The sequence below is a fragment of the Streptomyces monashensis genome (assembly GCF_001866665.1).
Lineage (GTDB): Bacteria > Actinomycetota > Actinomycetes > Streptomycetales > Streptomycetaceae > Streptomyces > Streptomyces monashensis.
The window spans coordinates 39,325-54,485 of record NZ_MLYO01000052.1; the positions used below are offsets into that span (position 1 = coordinate 39,325).

Annotated in this window: 13 protein-coding genes, 1 other RNA gene and 1 pseudogene; 3 read left to right on the forward strand and 12 right to left on the reverse strand. The window is 69.3% G+C overall.

Annotation, left to right across the window (positions count from 1 at the left end):
- Positions 1-323: 323 nt before the first annotated feature.
- Positions 324-494 carry a hypothetical protein gene (locus BIV23_RS50570; protein ID WP_177240076.1) on the reverse strand — a complete coding sequence of 57 codons (171 nt, stop codon included), beginning with the start codon at positions 492-494 and terminating at the stop codon, positions 324-326.
- 234 nt (positions 495-728) lie between these two features.
- Positions 729-2,132: an IS1380 family transposase gene (locus tag BIV23_RS29060; RefSeq protein WP_071383951.1), complete on the reverse strand. Its 1,404-nt coding sequence runs from the start codon at positions 2,130-2,132 to the stop codon at positions 729-731.
- 625 nt (positions 2,133-2,757) lie between these two features.
- On the opposite strand from BIV23_RS29060, the gene ffs reads away from it, so the two are divergent.
- Positions 2,758-2,852, forward strand: an RNA gene (gene ffs / locus BIV23_RS29065) — signal recognition particle sRNA small type.
- A gap of 391 nt (positions 2,853-3,243) precedes the next feature.
- On the opposite strand, the gene ffh is transcribed toward ffs, so the two are convergent.
- The 6 genes and pseudogenes from ffh to BIV23_RS29095 form a co-directional block, all read right to left on the reverse strand.
- Complete coding sequence (gene ffh / locus BIV23_RS29070; RefSeq protein WP_071383952.1) at positions 3,244-4,800, reverse strand: signal recognition particle protein; 1,557 nt, start codon at positions 4,798-4,800, stop codon at positions 3,244-3,246.
- Between the two features lie 276 nt (positions 4,801-5,076).
- Entirely contained in the window at positions 5,077-5,508 is a 432-nt protein-coding gene (locus BIV23_RS29075) for a DUF6283 family protein (protein ID WP_071383953.1), read from the reverse strand.
- A gap of 66 nt (positions 5,509-5,574) precedes the next feature.
- Positions 5,575-7,107: an ISKra4 family transposase gene (locus tag BIV23_RS29080; protein WP_071383954.1), complete on the reverse strand. Its 1,533-nt coding sequence runs from the start codon at positions 7,105-7,107 to the stop codon at positions 5,575-5,577.
- A gap of 72 nt (positions 7,108-7,179) precedes the next feature.
- Entirely contained in the window at positions 7,180-7,722 is a 543-nt protein-coding gene (locus BIV23_RS48985) for a hypothetical protein (RefSeq protein ID WP_107471291.1), read from the reverse strand.
- A gap of 223 nt (positions 7,723-7,945) precedes the next feature.
- Positions 7,946-9,298, reverse strand: a pseudogene (locus BIV23_RS29090) (IS1380 family transposase).
- 80 nt (positions 9,299-9,378) lie between these two features.
- The gene (locus BIV23_RS29095; RefSeq protein WP_143079132.1) at positions 9,379-9,864 is read right to left on the reverse strand and encodes a hypothetical protein; all 486 of its coding nucleotides are present in this window, start codon (positions 9,862-9,864) and stop codon (positions 9,379-9,381) included.
- A 75-nt stretch (positions 9,865-9,939) separates the two neighbouring features.
- On the opposite strand from BIV23_RS29095, the gene BIV23_RS29100 reads away from it, so the two are divergent.
- Together BIV23_RS29100 and BIV23_RS29105 are read left to right on the forward strand one after the other, a co-directional pair.
- Positions 9,940-10,107, forward strand: a complete 168-nt coding sequence (locus BIV23_RS29100; protein WP_245790686.1) for a hypothetical protein — start codon at positions 9,940-9,942, stop codon at positions 10,105-10,107.
- Between the two features lie 58 nt (positions 10,108-10,165).
- Positions 10,166-10,999, forward strand: a complete 834-nt coding sequence (locus BIV23_RS29105; RefSeq protein ID WP_071383958.1) for an IS5/IS1182 family transposase — start codon at positions 10,166-10,168, stop codon at positions 10,997-10,999.
- A 54-nt stretch (positions 11,000-11,053) separates the two neighbouring features.
- On the opposite strand, the gene BIV23_RS29110 is transcribed toward BIV23_RS29105, so the two are convergent.
- From BIV23_RS29110 to BIV23_RS29125, 4 genes are all read right to left on the reverse strand, one after another.
- Positions 11,054-12,055 carry a phosphotransferase family protein gene (locus BIV23_RS29110; RefSeq protein WP_177240077.1) on the reverse strand — a complete coding sequence of 334 codons (1,002 nt, stop codon included), beginning with the start codon at positions 12,053-12,055 and terminating at the stop codon, positions 11,054-11,056.
- Between the two features lie 565 nt (positions 12,056-12,620).
- Positions 12,621-13,799, reverse strand: a complete 1,179-nt coding sequence (locus BIV23_RS29115; RefSeq protein ID WP_245790687.1) for an alpha/beta hydrolase family protein — start codon at positions 13,797-13,799, stop codon at positions 12,621-12,623.
- Positions 13,800-13,922: 123 nt separating this feature from the next.
- Positions 13,923-14,261 (reverse strand): winged helix-turn-helix domain-containing protein, encoded by a 339-nt coding sequence (locus BIV23_RS29120; RefSeq protein ID WP_071383960.1) that lies wholly within the window; start codon positions 14,259-14,261, stop codon positions 13,923-13,925.
- Positions 14,258-15,004, reverse strand: a complete 747-nt coding sequence (locus BIV23_RS29125; RefSeq protein WP_143079133.1) for a hypothetical protein — start codon at positions 15,002-15,004, stop codon at positions 14,258-14,260. Before BIV23_RS29125 ends, BIV23_RS29120 begins: the two co-directional genes overlap by 4 nt.
- Positions 15,005-15,161 lie beyond the last annotated feature (157 nt).

The following is a 15,161-nucleotide window of genomic DNA, read 5'->3' on the forward strand; positions in this document are numbered from 1 at the left end:
CCCCTTGCATGATCAAGATCTGGCCGGATCTATCCGGTGGGGTCCCGCAAGCCAGCCCGGCAGCGACACCATGACCGAGTCATTGCCACTTGCTACCTGGAGCAGGTCCCGGTCTGCCTCGGATAGAGCAGGTTGAGGATGGGCGCCCAGGCTGCCTCTCCGGACAGGGCGTCACCGCGGGCTGTCCCCCCGCACAGAAAGGTCTTCGAGGGTGCGCCGGGGCCTTCACCGGGGAAGCCGGCATCGGCACGGGCAACCACGTGCAGCGGGACGCCAACTGCGCGACGTCGCGTGGCCAACTGCTCGGCATACCGAAGGGAAGGTCACAACGCATCGTCACCACCGGCGATCAACAGTACGTCAGCGAGAGCCTTCCCCACCGGGATCGCGGCGACGTTCAGGTGCCGGGCGAACGTCCGCTCGCTGAGTTCGTACCAGCCACGGATCGCTACCGGGCCGTCACCTTTCTTTGTAGCCTGCCAGGAGTCGTCCACCGGGACGAAGGGCAGCGGCCGTCCCTGCCAGGTCCAGGAAGACCGATACGGATGCTGCCGGCTAGCCCCGGGACCTAACCTCCGCGTTTCGCTTCGGGAGGCTGAGCTGGTGTGATGGCCGTGAAGTGGGGGTTCTGGTTGTTGGCAGCCGGGCGGGCATGGTCGAGGCCCGACGCGCGGGTCGGGTTCTCCAGGGTTCCTCGGGTCGTGGGTGTGTAGGGACGGTGCCGAGGTTCAGGTGGCTGGCCGTGGCAGCGCCGCCAGGCAGGCGAATGCGCTGGTCAGCTCGTTTCGCCAGGGCCAGGTTACGGCGATCCGCAGGTGCAAGCGGCGCCCGCCGCGGGTGATGCGGGCAGCGGCGTGCAGCAGACGGTAGCGGAGCTTCTTCGGCTCGGCGGCCGCCAGTTCACCCTCCAGCAGCAGGATGCGTGTCCAGGCGAGGAGGTCGAGGGCGGTCAGGGACAGCTCCAGCCACGCTTGGTTGACCTGGAAGTGTCGGGAGGGGAAGCGGCCGAAGCCGGTGGTCTTGCCGCAGCGGATGCGGTCCTCGACGCGGGCGTGAGCGCGGTGGCGGACTTCCAGGTGCTGCAAGGAGCCTTCGCCGTAGGGGGTGTCGGTGAGGAAGACCTGGTGGCGCATGCCTTCGTCGAGATCGAACAGGGACAGCTGGGCGCCGGGATGCGGGCGCTCGCGGCGGACGATGATCCGGGTGTCCTCGGGCAGGCCCGGCAGGTCGACCAGGCCGGTGAGTTCGGCGACGTGGGCGCCTTGACGCAGGGTGCCGTCCTGTTCGAGGGCGGGGTGCCAGACCTGGTCGGGCAGCTGGCGTATCGCTCGGCGGACTGGTTCGGTGATGGACCAACCGACGGAGAAGGACGCTTGGATCCCGCGCGAGCGGAGGCCGCGGATGTGGGCCAGGAACGCTTTGGCGGATCCGGCGCTGTCCGCACGGATGAGGATGTCGGTGCCGTGGCGGTGGACATCGGGGAGCTGGGCGAGCGCGGCGTCGAGCACGCTGATGTGGTCCTCGGCGGTGTTGGCCGCGGCGTTGCCAGGCCGCAGCAGGCCGGCCAGGGCCTCGCCGGTGTTGTCGAGGAAGCACAGCAGCGGGTGGTAGCCGAAGCCGTGTTTGTAGGTCGGCGCCGCGTTCTCCTTCTCGGAGTGGCAGGTGACCAGGGTGGCGTCGATGTCCAGGACCAGATCCGGCAGTTCGCGTCCGCCTGCACGGGAGGCCGGTATCGCCTCCCGCCTCTCGCCGGCTTGCAGCCAGGCGACCTCGCGGGCGGTGGCACGGGCCGCGCGCAGAGCGCCGAGTGCGGTCGGATCGATGCCCGCCAGCAGGCGCCATGCGGTGGGGTTGGAAGCGACCGGGCCGAACACCTCGGCCTGATCGCGCAGCAGGGCCAGGTCGGCGATCGCCTCGCCGCCGTCGGCCAGCATCACCGCCAGGTCCACGGCGATCCGGCCGGGGGCGTGACCGGTGCCGCGCGGCCGTAGTTGGCGCAGCGCGTCGGTGAAGGCCGTGGTCAGGCCGGTGGCATCGGCGAGATCGGCCAGGAGGCGGGACCCGGCATGACTGACCACCCCGCGACCGTCGGCTGATACGACGAGCTTGGGACGCGACCCGGTAGCGTGCACGCAGAAAGTGCCTTCCTGCTGTGGTGACAGAAGCCCTAGACAAGCCTCATCATCCCAGCTCAGAAGGCACTTTCGCGTTCCCGCTCAAGATCCGGACGCCACCGCAAGTGAAACGCGGAGGCTAATGTTGCACCAGACCGACGAAGTCGGAGAGACGGCGACCACCGCGTTGACACGCGGCTCGCAAACCGCCCTCATCAGTGCGGCCTCGGAGCCCTTGGACACGCGAAGAATGCCGACACGCTCCGGTCCGTGAGACTGCAGTAGCCAGCTCGGACAGCCCCGCGCTGCGGTCGGCCGCGACCCACGCCAAGCAGCTCGGCGACGCCAACGGTTGGCCGCCATCGCTCATCTGGTGCGCAATGGACGGCCTGACGGCGGTGCTGGAGGGCCGCCCGCCCGGCAAAGCCCGTGAAGCTCACCGAAGTCCGCAGGCGAATACCGCGACAGGCCTCCAGCCACCGGGTCGCCGAGGTCCTCGGCAGCCTGGATCTTCTCGACGATGATGCGATTCCACGGTAGACCAGAGCAGTTTGCCTCCCGATGTGTAAACGAGCCGGGGGCGAGCGTCAAGCGATTGCTAGGTGCGAGCTTTGCTCCGCTCGTATCCTCAGGTATGCTGGCTTCAGCCTCTCACGCGGCACTAACTGACTGAACTCCCCCAGGGCCGGAAGGCAGCAAGGGTAGGTGAGCTCTGGTGGGTGCGTGGGAGGCGTTTTACTGCCCATCATCTTCTTGCCCACTGCTGGAATTTACCCGCGGCTTCCTGCAGCGGCAGTCGCGCCACCGCCTGCAAGGTGGGGGCGACTTCAGCCGATACACCTACAACCCATCGGCATACGGAAGACACTCCCGGGCACAACCAGATGGCATCTCGCCGCCATACGACGTATTGCATGGTCGCCGTCCGGAACGCCGACACGCCGCAGAGCCGAATACCCAACGATGTCGTCACCTGCCGAACCAACCAGGCGCGACATCGCCTGGCGGCATACTGTGGGACCGGCAACCGGAGAGCCCAGCCGACGGGCCTCAACATCGTCAGCGACCACGGCGGATCAATATGCCCAGCCGTGCTCGCCGACGCGATAGGCAGCACCCACCCGTGGGTTCAGCCCATGAACTTTTTGAACTCCTCGGGGAGCTCGAAGTCCTTGCCACCCTGCTGGGCCGCACCGGGCAGCCCGAGCGCGCCGCCGGCCTCGGCAACAGCCGAGCGGCGGGCGGCCTCCTCCTCCTGCTGCTTGCGCTTCATCGGGTTGCCGGAACGCTGCTTGCCCTTGGCCTTCTTCGGCTGCCTCTTCTGCCGACCCGGGCCACCGCCCATGCCAGGCATCCCAGGCATCCCCGGCATGCCGCCGCCCTGGGCCATGCGGGACATCATCTTGCGCATGTCCAAGAACCGTTCGATCAAGTTCTTGACCGCGCTGACCTCGACACCGGAACCCTTGGCGATACGAGCGCGGCGCGAGCCGTTGATGATCGTCGGGTCCTGGCGCTCAGCCGGGGTCATCGACTTGATGACGGCGGCCGTGCGGTCGACGTCACGCTCGTCGAGGTTGTTGATCTGGTCCTTGATCTGGTTCATGCCGGGGAGCATGCCGAGCAGCTTGGAGATGGAGCCCATCTTCCTGACCTGCTCCATCTGGGACAGGAAGTCGTCGAGGGTAAAGTCCTGGCCCTTCTTGGAGGCCAGCTTCGAGGCCATCTTCTCGGCCTCTTGCTGCGAAAAGGTCTGCTCAGCCTTCTCTATCAGCGTGAGCATGTCGCCCATGCCGAGGATACGAGACGCCATGCGGTCCGGGTGGAAGGCGTCGAAGTCATCGAGCTTCTCGCCGTTCGAGGCGAACATGATTTGCTTGCCGGTGACATGCGCGATCGAGAGCGCGGCACCACCGCGGGCGTCGCCGTCGAGCTTGGAGAGCACGACACCGTCGAAGCCGACGCCGTCGCGGAACGCCTCTGCAGTGTTGACCGCGTCCTGACCGATCATGGCGTCGACGACGAATAGGACCTCGTCGGGGCTGATGGCGTCGCGGATGTCCGCGGCCTGCTGCATCAGCTCCTGGTCGATGCCGAGACGTCCTGCGGTGTCGACGATGACGACGTCGTAGACCTTGGACTTCGCATACTCGATGGATTCCTTCGCGACCTGGACTGGGTCGCCCACGCCGTTGCCCGGCTCTGGGGCGAAGATACCGGCGCCGGCACGCTCGGCGACGACGCTCAGCTGGTTGACGGCGTTCGGGCGCTGGAGGTCACAGGCGACGAGCAGCGGCGAGTGGCCCTGAGCCTTGAGCCAGCGGCCGAGCTTGCCCGCGAGGGTGGTCTTACCGGCACCCTGCAGACCCGCGAGCATGATCACGGTGGGCGGGGTCTTGGCGAAGCGCAGTCGGCGGGTCTCACCGCCGAGGATGCCGATGAGTTCCTCGTTGACGATTTTGATGACCTGCTGGGCGGGGTTCAGCGCCTGGGAGACCTCGGCGCCGACAGCACGGGTCTTGATCTTCTTGATGAACTCCCGCACGACGGGGAGCGCCACGTCCGCCTCGAGTAGGGCGATGCGGATCTCGCGCGCGGTGGCGTCGATGTCCGCCTCGGAGAGCCTTCCCCTGCCCCGGAGGGTCTTGAAGGTGTTCGCCAAGCGGTCGGAGAGAGTATCGAACAAGGCTCGCAGTTCCTTGAATCGAGGGCCCCGCGCCGTGGCGGCGCTAGGTCCCGCAGACAGGATCCTCTAGCGTATCGGTTGCGACCGGCACGCAACCCGTTGGGGGTGCTGCCGATAACCACAATAGAGCGGCTACCCCCCGGCCACGGCCACAACAGCCTAACCTCGATCTTTCGTGATTGGCCGTCAGCTCTTGCTGGCGGCCGATTTGCGTTGGGTGCGGCTCCGCTCAAGTGACGGACGCTATGCCTTCGTCTTCGGAGCCGTGAAGCGGGGTCAGGTCTGGAGGTCTTGGCGGGTTCGGGTGATCTTGGCGACGAGTCGTTCGGCTTCTTCGTGGGGATCGTTGATGGCGGCCTGGCCGTGGTCGGCGGCCTCGTTGCCCGAGGCGAACAGAGCGACTGGCGACTCGTACTCGATGGCGGCCTGGTACGTCCTCTCGTCGATGCTGCCCTCGAGGATGCCGATCCGCAGCGCCAGCAGGTGCGCGCTGTCGTGGCATCCGGCCCAGCCGGCGCAGATGCGGGCAACTGCGCTGTCGGCCTCGGCCTGATGGCACTGGAACAGCCGGGGCGGCTGTTCGACGGTCGGGGCGTCGTAGCGGCGGAGCTTCTCGTACTCGTCGTGCGCCCAGACACCGGAGGGCACGTCGCGTCGGTAGGGGCAGCTCTCGCAGGGGCGCGGTGCCGGGCGGCGCAGTGACGACATGGAGGCAGTATGCCGCTGGTGATCAGACAGGGTCCGGCCGCCTCCGGGTTCCTTCTGGATGGATCGTCAGCTCGTGAGGGTGAAGTCGTGCTGGCGGCTCCTGGGGTAAAGGCGGTCGTGCTCGCGGACACGATGGTGGTGCCAGTAGGGGTCGAGGTCGCCGTTGGCGACGACGGTGCGGAGCCGGAGGACGGCTTCGGCGCCGGCCAGGCCCCAGCGGGCGCCGGTGATGTCGAGGCGGTCGGCGATCAGGTGGCGGCAGGCGCCTTCGACCGCGCCGGTGGCGATCGGCCAGCCGTTGGCGAGGGCGGTGTCGTAGTGGAGCTGGTCGAGGTGCCCGGTCAGATAGCGGTAGCAGGCGGTGACGGCCTCGCGCCGGGCGGCGGGAAGCTGTTCCCGCTCGGCCTGCGCGGTCATCGCGTGGACGGCATCGTCGGCGTGGCCGGCCAGGATCATGGTCAGGTGCTCGGCCGCCCAGGCCTCTGCTTCGGTGCTGCCGGGCTTGTGAAAGGCGTGGGCGGCCGCCCACGTGTATTCCGCGACGTGGACGAAGTCCAGTAGCACGCGCACGGTGACGCCGCGGCGGGCGGTCACGGCTTCGATCAGGTCGAGCTGGTGGCGGGCGCCGTCGACCAGGACGACCCACGGCCGCAGCCGCTGCGGATCGCGCGCCTCCGCCTGGTCGAACGCGTCCGCGATGACCTGCTCGGGCGATCTGACCAGCGACGCGGTGCACCACTTGTTCTCCGCCCGGGGGCCGGGGCGGGCGGGGCGTTCGCCGCTGCGGCCGCCGGGCGGATGGATCACGTCGTGCGGACGCCTGGGAGCGGGGCGGGTGTCGAACACGCAGGCCACCGTGGCCATCCGCTTCCGGTTCGGCTTCTCGCCCGGCGCGAGCCGGCCCCGGTGGGCGGTCGCGGCCTTCGCGGCCGCCCGGCGGGTCGGCTCGCGCAAGGCCTCGGGCCTCATGACGACGCCCTTGCCGTCCACCTGGATGACCAGCGGCATCTCCCGGCTGCACGGGATCGGGATCCTGGTGCGGTAGAAGGTGTCGACGTCGACCGCGGCGGCGACCACGAGTTCCTCCAGTCGGCGTTTCCCGAGCACGTTCCCGCAACGGCGCTCGATCGCGTCGTGGGCCTGGTCGAACGAGCCGCGGACGGCCTCGCGGACCGCGAGCCGCCGCAGTCCCGCAGAGTGCCGGCCCGCCGGCAGCGACAGCGCGGCGTCGGCGGGGTGGACGTTGCCCAGACCGGGGCCGCGGTGGGCGATCCGCGTGACGCGGACCAGCCCGAACACGGTGGCCAGCAGACGCCCGTGACCCGCCTCCCGCCACGGCCGCACTCTTCCCTCCGGGCCGACCACCACCGCTTCCGCCCCGGCGCGGAGCTGCATCTCCTCCATCCGGGCGCGCTGGTCGAGGTGGTCCTGCAGCAGTTGGCGCAGCAGGTCCCGGCCGACCGCTTCGAGGTGGTCCTCGAGCTCGGCGTGGGTCCACGCACGCGCGACGCTGCCCGACAGCGTGGCTGTCAGCGCCTCGAAGGCGGTCAGGGAGCGGGCAAAGGGGTCAGCGGGGGCATGGGTTTCGTATGTTGGCATCTCCGGGGCTCTTCCCGTCCTGCATTCGACAAGGGTGGCACCTTCGAATGTAGGTGTGGAAGAGCCCTGCCGTCAGCGGGAGTTGGGCGATCCGGCAAGGCGCCGGCGGGCCACCGTGAAGAGCCCGGGGGTGTCCTCGTCCAGCCAGCCCCGCTCGACCAGCCGCTTCATCTTCGACCGCGTGCCCTCGATCTTCCCGGCCTCGGCCGGCAGCCCGATCCTGGGCACCACCTGCTTCGCGCGGACCGGTCCCGGCGCATCCGCGACCACCTCCACGATGTCGCGGTAATCCCGCGGCAGGGCGTCCGCCTTCATGCCGGGCTGCCAGCGCGGAACCGTCAGCACCCCGACAACCTGCCGCTCGGCCCCCGCATACGCTGACGCCACAGGCTCAGCCTCGGCCGGACGCTCAGCACCAGCGGTCGCGGCGCTCGCCTCCGGGGGCATCTCCGCGAGCACCTCGGCGACCGTCTCCCGCGCGATCCGCAGTCGCACCAGCCCCTCCCGGGCCAGCTCCAGCCTCCTGGCCAGGGCCACGGCCTCGGCCTCCAACTCCTCCACCCGGTGCAGGGCAGCCGCCTCCCGCGCCTCCAACTCCTCGAACAGCGAGCCCATCCGCGACTCCACCTCCACCACCACGGTAGAGAACAGCAGGCCCCAACACAGCCCCGGTCGCCCCTCGTTCTCCCAGCTGGGCCTTCACTTCATCGGAACCGCACCCATTTGCGTTCGGCGGTGTTCTTCGGGTGTGACGGCGGCCCGACTGTCGCATCGGGTGGGCGCCGGGTTCCACGGCTCCGGCGGGGCGGTGCTACTCGTAGGGACGGGAACGTGCTGGTCAGCCGGGGTTGGGAAGGGCTGCGAGTCGCTGGATGGCCTCTGTGATCACGTCGGTCCAGGGCCAGTGGCGGGCGAACCTGAGGTGCCGGCGGCGGGCGGTGGTGACCAGCTGGGCGGCGGCGGAGAGCAGGCGGAGTCGCAGGCGTCGGGGCTCCCAGAGCCGGGCGGTGCCGGTCAGGGCGAGCATCGGCATCCAGGCGAGCAGGTCCAGGGCGATCTGGACGATCTCCAGCCAGATCTGGTTCTGCGCTCGTGCAAAGGCAGGTTGCGCAGGCCAGTGGCGCGGGCGGCGCGGATGCGGTCCTCGGCGCGGGCCCGCTGGCGGTGCCGCAGCTCCAGCCGGGCGGTCTTCTGGCCGGTGGTGTTGGTGGCGAAGCAGGTCAAACGCAGCCCGTCGGCGTCGGTGAAGCGCAACTGGGCGCCCGGGTGCGGGCGTTCTTTGCGGACGATCAGCCGCATTCCCTTGGGCCAGCCCTTCAGACAGTCGCTGCCGGCGTCGAGTTCGGCCACCCAGGCACCGTCGCGGACCTCGCCGTCCGGCTCGACGGCCGGTGTCCACGCGGACGCGGGGACCTTCAGGACGGCCTGGTGGACGGCATCGGTGATGGTCATGCCGACCGAGTACGACAGCCACCGGCCGCGGGCGGAAAGCCAGGCCACGAACCCATTGGTGCCACCGCCAGAGTCGGGACGGATGAGTGTCCGCCGGGCACGTCGATGGTGTTTGGGTAGCTGGGCCGTGGTGATGTGGTCGGCGGCGGTGTTGCTGCCCGCGTTGCCGGGTCGCAGCAGGCCCGCGACCGGCTCGCCGCTCCCGCCCCGGCCGTGGTCGACGAAGCCCATCAGCGGATGGTGCCCGAAGGTCTTCTTCCAGGTCGCAGCGGCGTCCTGCTTCCCGGAATGCGCCACCACAAGCACCCCGTCCAGGTCCACGGTCACCTGCCCGTCGGCATCCGGCGCCGAGGAACCAGCCAACTTCCAGACATGTTGGCGGACTTGGGCTCGCGCGGCCCGGACCGCCCCCCAGGGCCCTCGGTCCGGCCCCGGCCAGAGTGTCGACCAGGCGGGAAACCGTCGGATCGGAGGCCACCGGCCCGAACACGCCCGGCTCCGCTCGCAGCATCCCGACATCGGCCAGGCAGTCCCCGCCGAGCGCGACCGCGAGGACCACATCCAGCAGGATCTTCCCCGGATCATGCACCGCCCGTTGCTTCCGCCACGGCGTCAGAGCCGCCGATATCGCCTGGTCCAGCCCGGTCTTGCGGACCGTCTCGACCAGCAGCACGCCACCGGCCTGGCTGACCACTGCACGACCGCCGCCCTCAACGCGGACACACGGATACGACCCGATACGCTTGTCGGGTAGCCGGAGTCCATTGCTGGACCCCGGCCCCCTCAGAACCGTACGTGCACGTCATCCGCGCATACGGCTCAAGCAAGCCTCAAAGGCTCTCCGGTGTGCAGGGTTTCCTCGTGGCCGTCCATGGATGGGCGTTGACGGCACGAGGCGTGGGTGAGGCGGAGTTGAACCCCGTCCGGCGTCTTCGTCCCCTGGTAAGCGATGTGTTGGGTCTTGATCGCTTTCCGGGTGGTGCGGAGCCATTGCTCCCACTCCCTTGGGGACTGCGGGGACCGGTCTGCGTGCAGGAGCAGTTGCCCGCACCGATGGCAGCGGCCCGTCTGCGACTTCAGTAGACGCATGGTGGCCCCGTCCAGCGGCAGTGGAGCGCCCTTGCGACGGCGGTCGGCCCAGTAGTCGGCCAGAGCAGGGCCATCCGGGGACGCCCCGCCCTTGACCAGCTGATGCCGGATGATTTTCGTCCAGGCGAACCGGACCAGGTAGGCGCCGCTGTCGCGGTCACCGAACACCCAATTGTCCTGACGTGCAGGATTGAAGCGGCCGAAGTACCGGCTCATGATCCAGTGTCGGCGTACGAGGTTGGCTGGCCCCGTACCCCGACACCACCGGAGTACCTCCGCATCCTCGCCGCCGTGCGACAGGCCGCAGGCCCGGTCGCAACCCGGCAGATCGGCGAGGCGCTGGGCCTGGAGGTCGGGGTGCGAGGGAAGCTGGAGCCGCTGCGCGGGAAGCTGACGAAGCTGGCCGACCGCGGCTGGCTGCACAAACGGCCTGACGGGAAGTTCACCGTCCGCCCGTGACCGCGCCGCTCGGCGGCTGGGACGTAACTTGGGTGCCCCCGACGGCCGTTGGAATTGTGTGACGAAAACCAAAGAGCACGCCGGGGACACCGTGTCCCTGGTCTACCAGTGCCGCCTGCCGCTGTCCACGCACACCGTCGACCACCTCGCCGACCTGCTGCGACGTCACTTGAAGGCAATACGGTCCCGGTGGCGGGCGCTGCCGCCCGGGAGGATCGCGGTGATCGTCCTGGCCCTGCTGCGGCACGACCAGCGCCTGGCCGACATGGCCGGCGGCAACAACGTCTCCGCCACCACCGTCCGACGCTGGCGGGACGAGCTGCTCGCGCTGCTGGCCGCCCGAGCCGCGCGGCTGGACCGCACCCTGAAGACGATCGCACAGCGGGGCGGGGAGGTCGTCCTGCTCGACGGCACCCTCATCCCCACCCAGCGCCGCACCGGCCGGAACAACCGCCCGAACTATTCCGGTAAGCATCATCGCCACGGCCTACACGTCCTGGCCCTGACCGACGAGCGGGGCCGCCTCGTCTGGATCTCCGCCGCCCGGCCCGGCCGCACCCACGACATCACCGCCGCCCGCCGCGACCACATCCTGGCCCACCTGCGGGCCGCCAGCCTCGGCGCCCTGGCCGACCTCGGCTTCCTCGGCCTAGACGACGACCCGGACGACCCCGTGGTCGTCACCGGCTTCAAGGCCACCCGCGCCCGCAGGCTGACCCCCGCGGAGAAGGAGGCCAACCGGGTCCTCGCCGCCGGACGCGCGCCCGTAGAGCACGGCTTCGCTCACCTGAAAAACTGGAGGATCCTCACCAAGCTCCGCACCGACCCCGCCCGCGCCACCTGCCTGCTGCGCGCCCTGCTCGTCCTGACGAACCTCGAAGTTCACCGCTGAGGAGGAGCTGTCTTGGTGAGGGCTGCCGACTTGCTCGGCCCACGGCGCTGTGCTTCAGGCAGCCGAGACCAGAGCCAGCGCCTCGTTCAAGTGGTGCTCGGCGATTCCCTGCATGAATGCCCGATCCGGGAAGTCCCCGTCGAGCAGCCGGAGCGGGCCCGCCGTCAGTGACAGGTGCTGGGTGAGCTTGTAGAGCGCCAGCCGGTCCGCGTCGAGGCTCTCCACCGCCAGCGGCCGGTACTGGCTATCGGAGTGGCGTAGCTGCAAGAACACGTGTTCCCACTCGACGTCGAAGTACAGCATCTCCTCGATGTCGATCACGACGGGGTTGCCACCGCTGTCCACCAGCACATGGTCCAGGCCCAGCTCGCCGTGGACGAGGGAGTATTCGGCGCGCGGTCGCACCATCGCGGCGAGTCCGCGCAGCCGCGCCTCCAGCCTGCCCTGGGCGTCGGCGATCCTGCGGTCGCGGGACGCCGCCTCGGCGAGGCAGCGCAACGCGAAGTCGAGAGCGGCCTCCTGGCACGACGCCGCCCGGGACGTCCCCCCTGCATCGATGTGGGCAACCTTGCCGAACGACGTCGCTCGATGGCCTCGCATCACCGCCAGGGCATCGGCCAGGCGTGACATCGTCGGCGCGGCGGCGCGCGGATCGCGGTTGAACAGGTCCATCAGATTCCCGCCGCGGAAGTCCTCCACGATCGCGAGGTCGGCCGGGTAGTGGGTGCGGTCACGGTCGACGAGATAGATACCGGGGACCCGTAGGCCGAGGGTGCTCAACCGGGCGTGGCTGGCCGCGAAGAGGTCTAGGCCGACCCCGGGTGAAAACGGATCGGCCAGGTCGCCGTCGCTCTCGGTCGCAGGCCAGTAGTGTTCCGATTCCTCCCACACGTAGGCGATCGCCGTCGTGGCGTCGTCCATCGTCAGGCGGTATACGCCCTTCGTGGTGCCGCCGGCGAGCCGCTCGACCGCCTCCAGCCACCGTCCGCCGCCCACGGCGGCCCGCGCCGCCCTCGTCAACTGATCATGTGTCACCACCTGAGGTGCCATGTCCATCACCCGCCTTCCGGTTCAACGACCGGGGCACACTACGCGATCTTCCCCGCGGGGTGGAACGGCTTTCCGACACGACCAGCTGCAATAGCACCTACTGACAGGCGATCTACACTCCAGACTGCCGCCCCCGACGAGCATGAGCACCCCGGAATAGCGCCACGCCAGACCCCTCACCAGCCACTTCAAGATGGCGCAGCTTCAGAAAACCCAGCCGAGGCATCTACACGGCTGCCGTCATGCCAGAGCCTTCCGACTCCCTTGCGTGACCTGCAAGTTCCTTAACTACCCGGCCTTGGGGTCAGGCCCCAACCCGTACGGCACCTTCCGCCTGGACATGAACAAGCGCCTCGACCTGCCGCCCGCCCAAGTGCCACGTCCCCGGTCGCCGGCGGATGTCGACGACCGGGGACGGACAGCGAAGCGATGAACGCCTCCGTAGGAACTGGCCTGTTCCTCAGCAGTGCTGAGCGCGCCTAAGCCGCCTGATGAACCGGCAGCCCACCGTCCACGAGTCCCGCCACCGCCTGGCCTGCGCGAGGCTGTTGGAGACCACAGCGGCTCCGCTTCACGGAAGGAACTTCACCTCTGGGAAGGCCGCGCTGGGGCCGTCGAGCAGGTGCCCCCGGCGGTGCCGTAGGTGCAGGTCGAAGAAGGCGAGCGGGTACGCCTGCTGGATCCGTACCGCCCGGGCCGGATCGAGGGTGCCGATCCAGCTGCGAAGCTCCTCGTCGCTCATCCCGACGGCCTTTGCCAGCTGCGGGATCAGTACCTGGTAGTCGCCGTATGAGTAGTGGACCGCACCTTCGGCCTGAACGTTGAGCCGCCATCCCCGCAGGTGCGACCAGAACTCGGCAACGCTCGGCTGCGTGGCCCGGGGGTACGCGGCGGTCATCAGCATGAACGGCCGATCGAGGTCGGTGGTGACCGTCGGTTGCATCGGGCCGTCGAGGCTCAGCCCGGCTCGGACGCGCTGGTCCTGGCTCATGACGAGGGCGGTCGCTGTCGCACCCTTTGACCAGCCGAACATGCCAATGCGATGCGGGTCGAGGGCGTCGAGCAGACCTTCCGGCAGCGACCGCTGATCGGCGTCGGGGTTGCGCCCGGCGGCGAGGTCCTCGATGCGGTTGAGCACGAACCGGATGTCCGTGGCGAAGTCCCGTGCCCCCAGGAATGGCGGGCCCTGTGCCGGGACGGTGAGCCGGCCGTCGGGGAATTCGCTGAACGCGTCGTAGGTGTGGTCCACCGTGAACACCACATACCCGTGGCCGGCGAGTTCCTGCGCCACGATGGTGGTGTCCGCACGGTGATCGTGCGCGCCGTGCGAGAACACGATGACGGGCAGGCGTCGGCCCGTTCGCAGCACCGGGGCGCCCTCGTGGCCGGCTGTGAGCGGCGCCGTCGCGGCATCGGCCGGGAGCCCTGCGTTCGCGAGCAGTGCCCGCAGCACGGCGGGGGACGCCCAGGGCGCGAGCGGATAGCGGTGGACGTCACGGGCGGGGTACCAGACGCCAGCCATCAGTTCGCGGTGATGCCCGGGGCCGGCCACGGGATCCGGGCGTGAGGTGTCGACGAGGTGCAGTGATGCCGTGCCCACCGGGTGCGGTCCGGTGGGCGTGGGCAGTTTGAGCTGTACCGGGCCAGAGGTGGTGGTCGGATCCGCCCACGCGGGGCGTGCGACGCCGAGCGGCACGCCGGCCACGACCCCAGCGGCCAGCGCGGCTTGGAGCATACGGCGGCGCGTCATGTTCGTTTTGTTGGTGACCGACGGCGTGGTCACATGTCCTCCCCAGGTTTCTTGGATGGTGTGCGGCATGCTGCTGCTCCCGTGCGAGCCGGTCGCGGCGGACACGGGTCCCAGGGGTCCGCGCTAGGACTTCGGAGCCGAGCTGCCTTGTTCGATCTGGTGGATGAGTCGCTTGAGCTGGGTGACCTCGTCCTGGAGGGCGCGGTCGCCGGCGGGGGTGAGGGAGAGCCAGGTGCGGGCGCGTTTACCCTCGTAGCCTTTCTCGATGTGGATCAGCCCGGCCTTCTCCAGGACGGCCAGGTGCTGGCTGAGATTTCCGGCGGTGAGTCCGAGCGCCGTGCGCAGGAAGCCGAACTCGACACGGCGAGCCTGGTGGGCGACGGTGAGAATGCCGAGGCGAACGCGCTGGTGGACGACGTCGTCCAGGCCGGTGACGGGGTGCTGGTCGCTCTGCTCGCTCATGAGCGGGTGCGCTTGCCGGGCAGCTCGGCGAGGCCGAAACCGAGGGCGCCGAGCAGGAGCAGCAAGCCGGGGACGCCGAAGCGGGGCAGGGCGGACCAGGGCGAGGTGACGGGAATCCCCGCCCAGCCGTCGGTGAGCGGCACCAGCTCGATGGCCAGGTACACCACGGTGAGCAGCAGCAGGGCGCGGCTGCGTTCCACCCAGGACAGCACGAGCAGCGGCAGCCCCACCGCTGCGGCCGGTCCGGTGAGCCGTTCGAGGAACATCGTCACCCCGGAGGCGGGGTCGAGATGCAGGCCCCAGAGATCGACCGTGTCGCCGGGCTGAACCATCCCCTGACGGATACTCCAGAACGTCGTGGCGGCCACCAGGCCGACCAGGGCGATCCCGGTGAGGATGTACGGCCGGACCGGGGTGCCGACTCCGCGGTTGCGGGAGCGGCGGATGTAGAAGAACGCCGTCGCGGCGTAGGCGAGAGCGAGACCGAGCGTCCAGTAGACCGGCGAGCCCTGCGTGATCAGGGTGCAGCCGCTGCTTGCCGCGGCGTCGCCCGCCGGGCAGGAAACGGCCTCGACCTTGAAGGTGAAGCGGCCGACCAGGATTCCGCCCAGCGTGAGCGCGCCGAGCAGCAGGAGGGGGAACCAGGTGCCGCGTTGGGCGGAGCGGACTCGGCGGGTCAAGTCGCCAAGGCTGGCGAGGACTTCTTGGAGGGTGTCCGGCGAGGGGACCGATGCGTCTGTCACGCAGTCAGCTTTGCATTACAAACCAGTTATGACAAGAGACCATCCCCGAGGCCGCCAAGCCACCTCGTTCCGACACCCGCAGACGCGCGTCAAGCGAACACCGGCTTCAACAAACCATCGTTTTCTGAAGGTCCGGCGTTCAAGATCGAACGAGCGT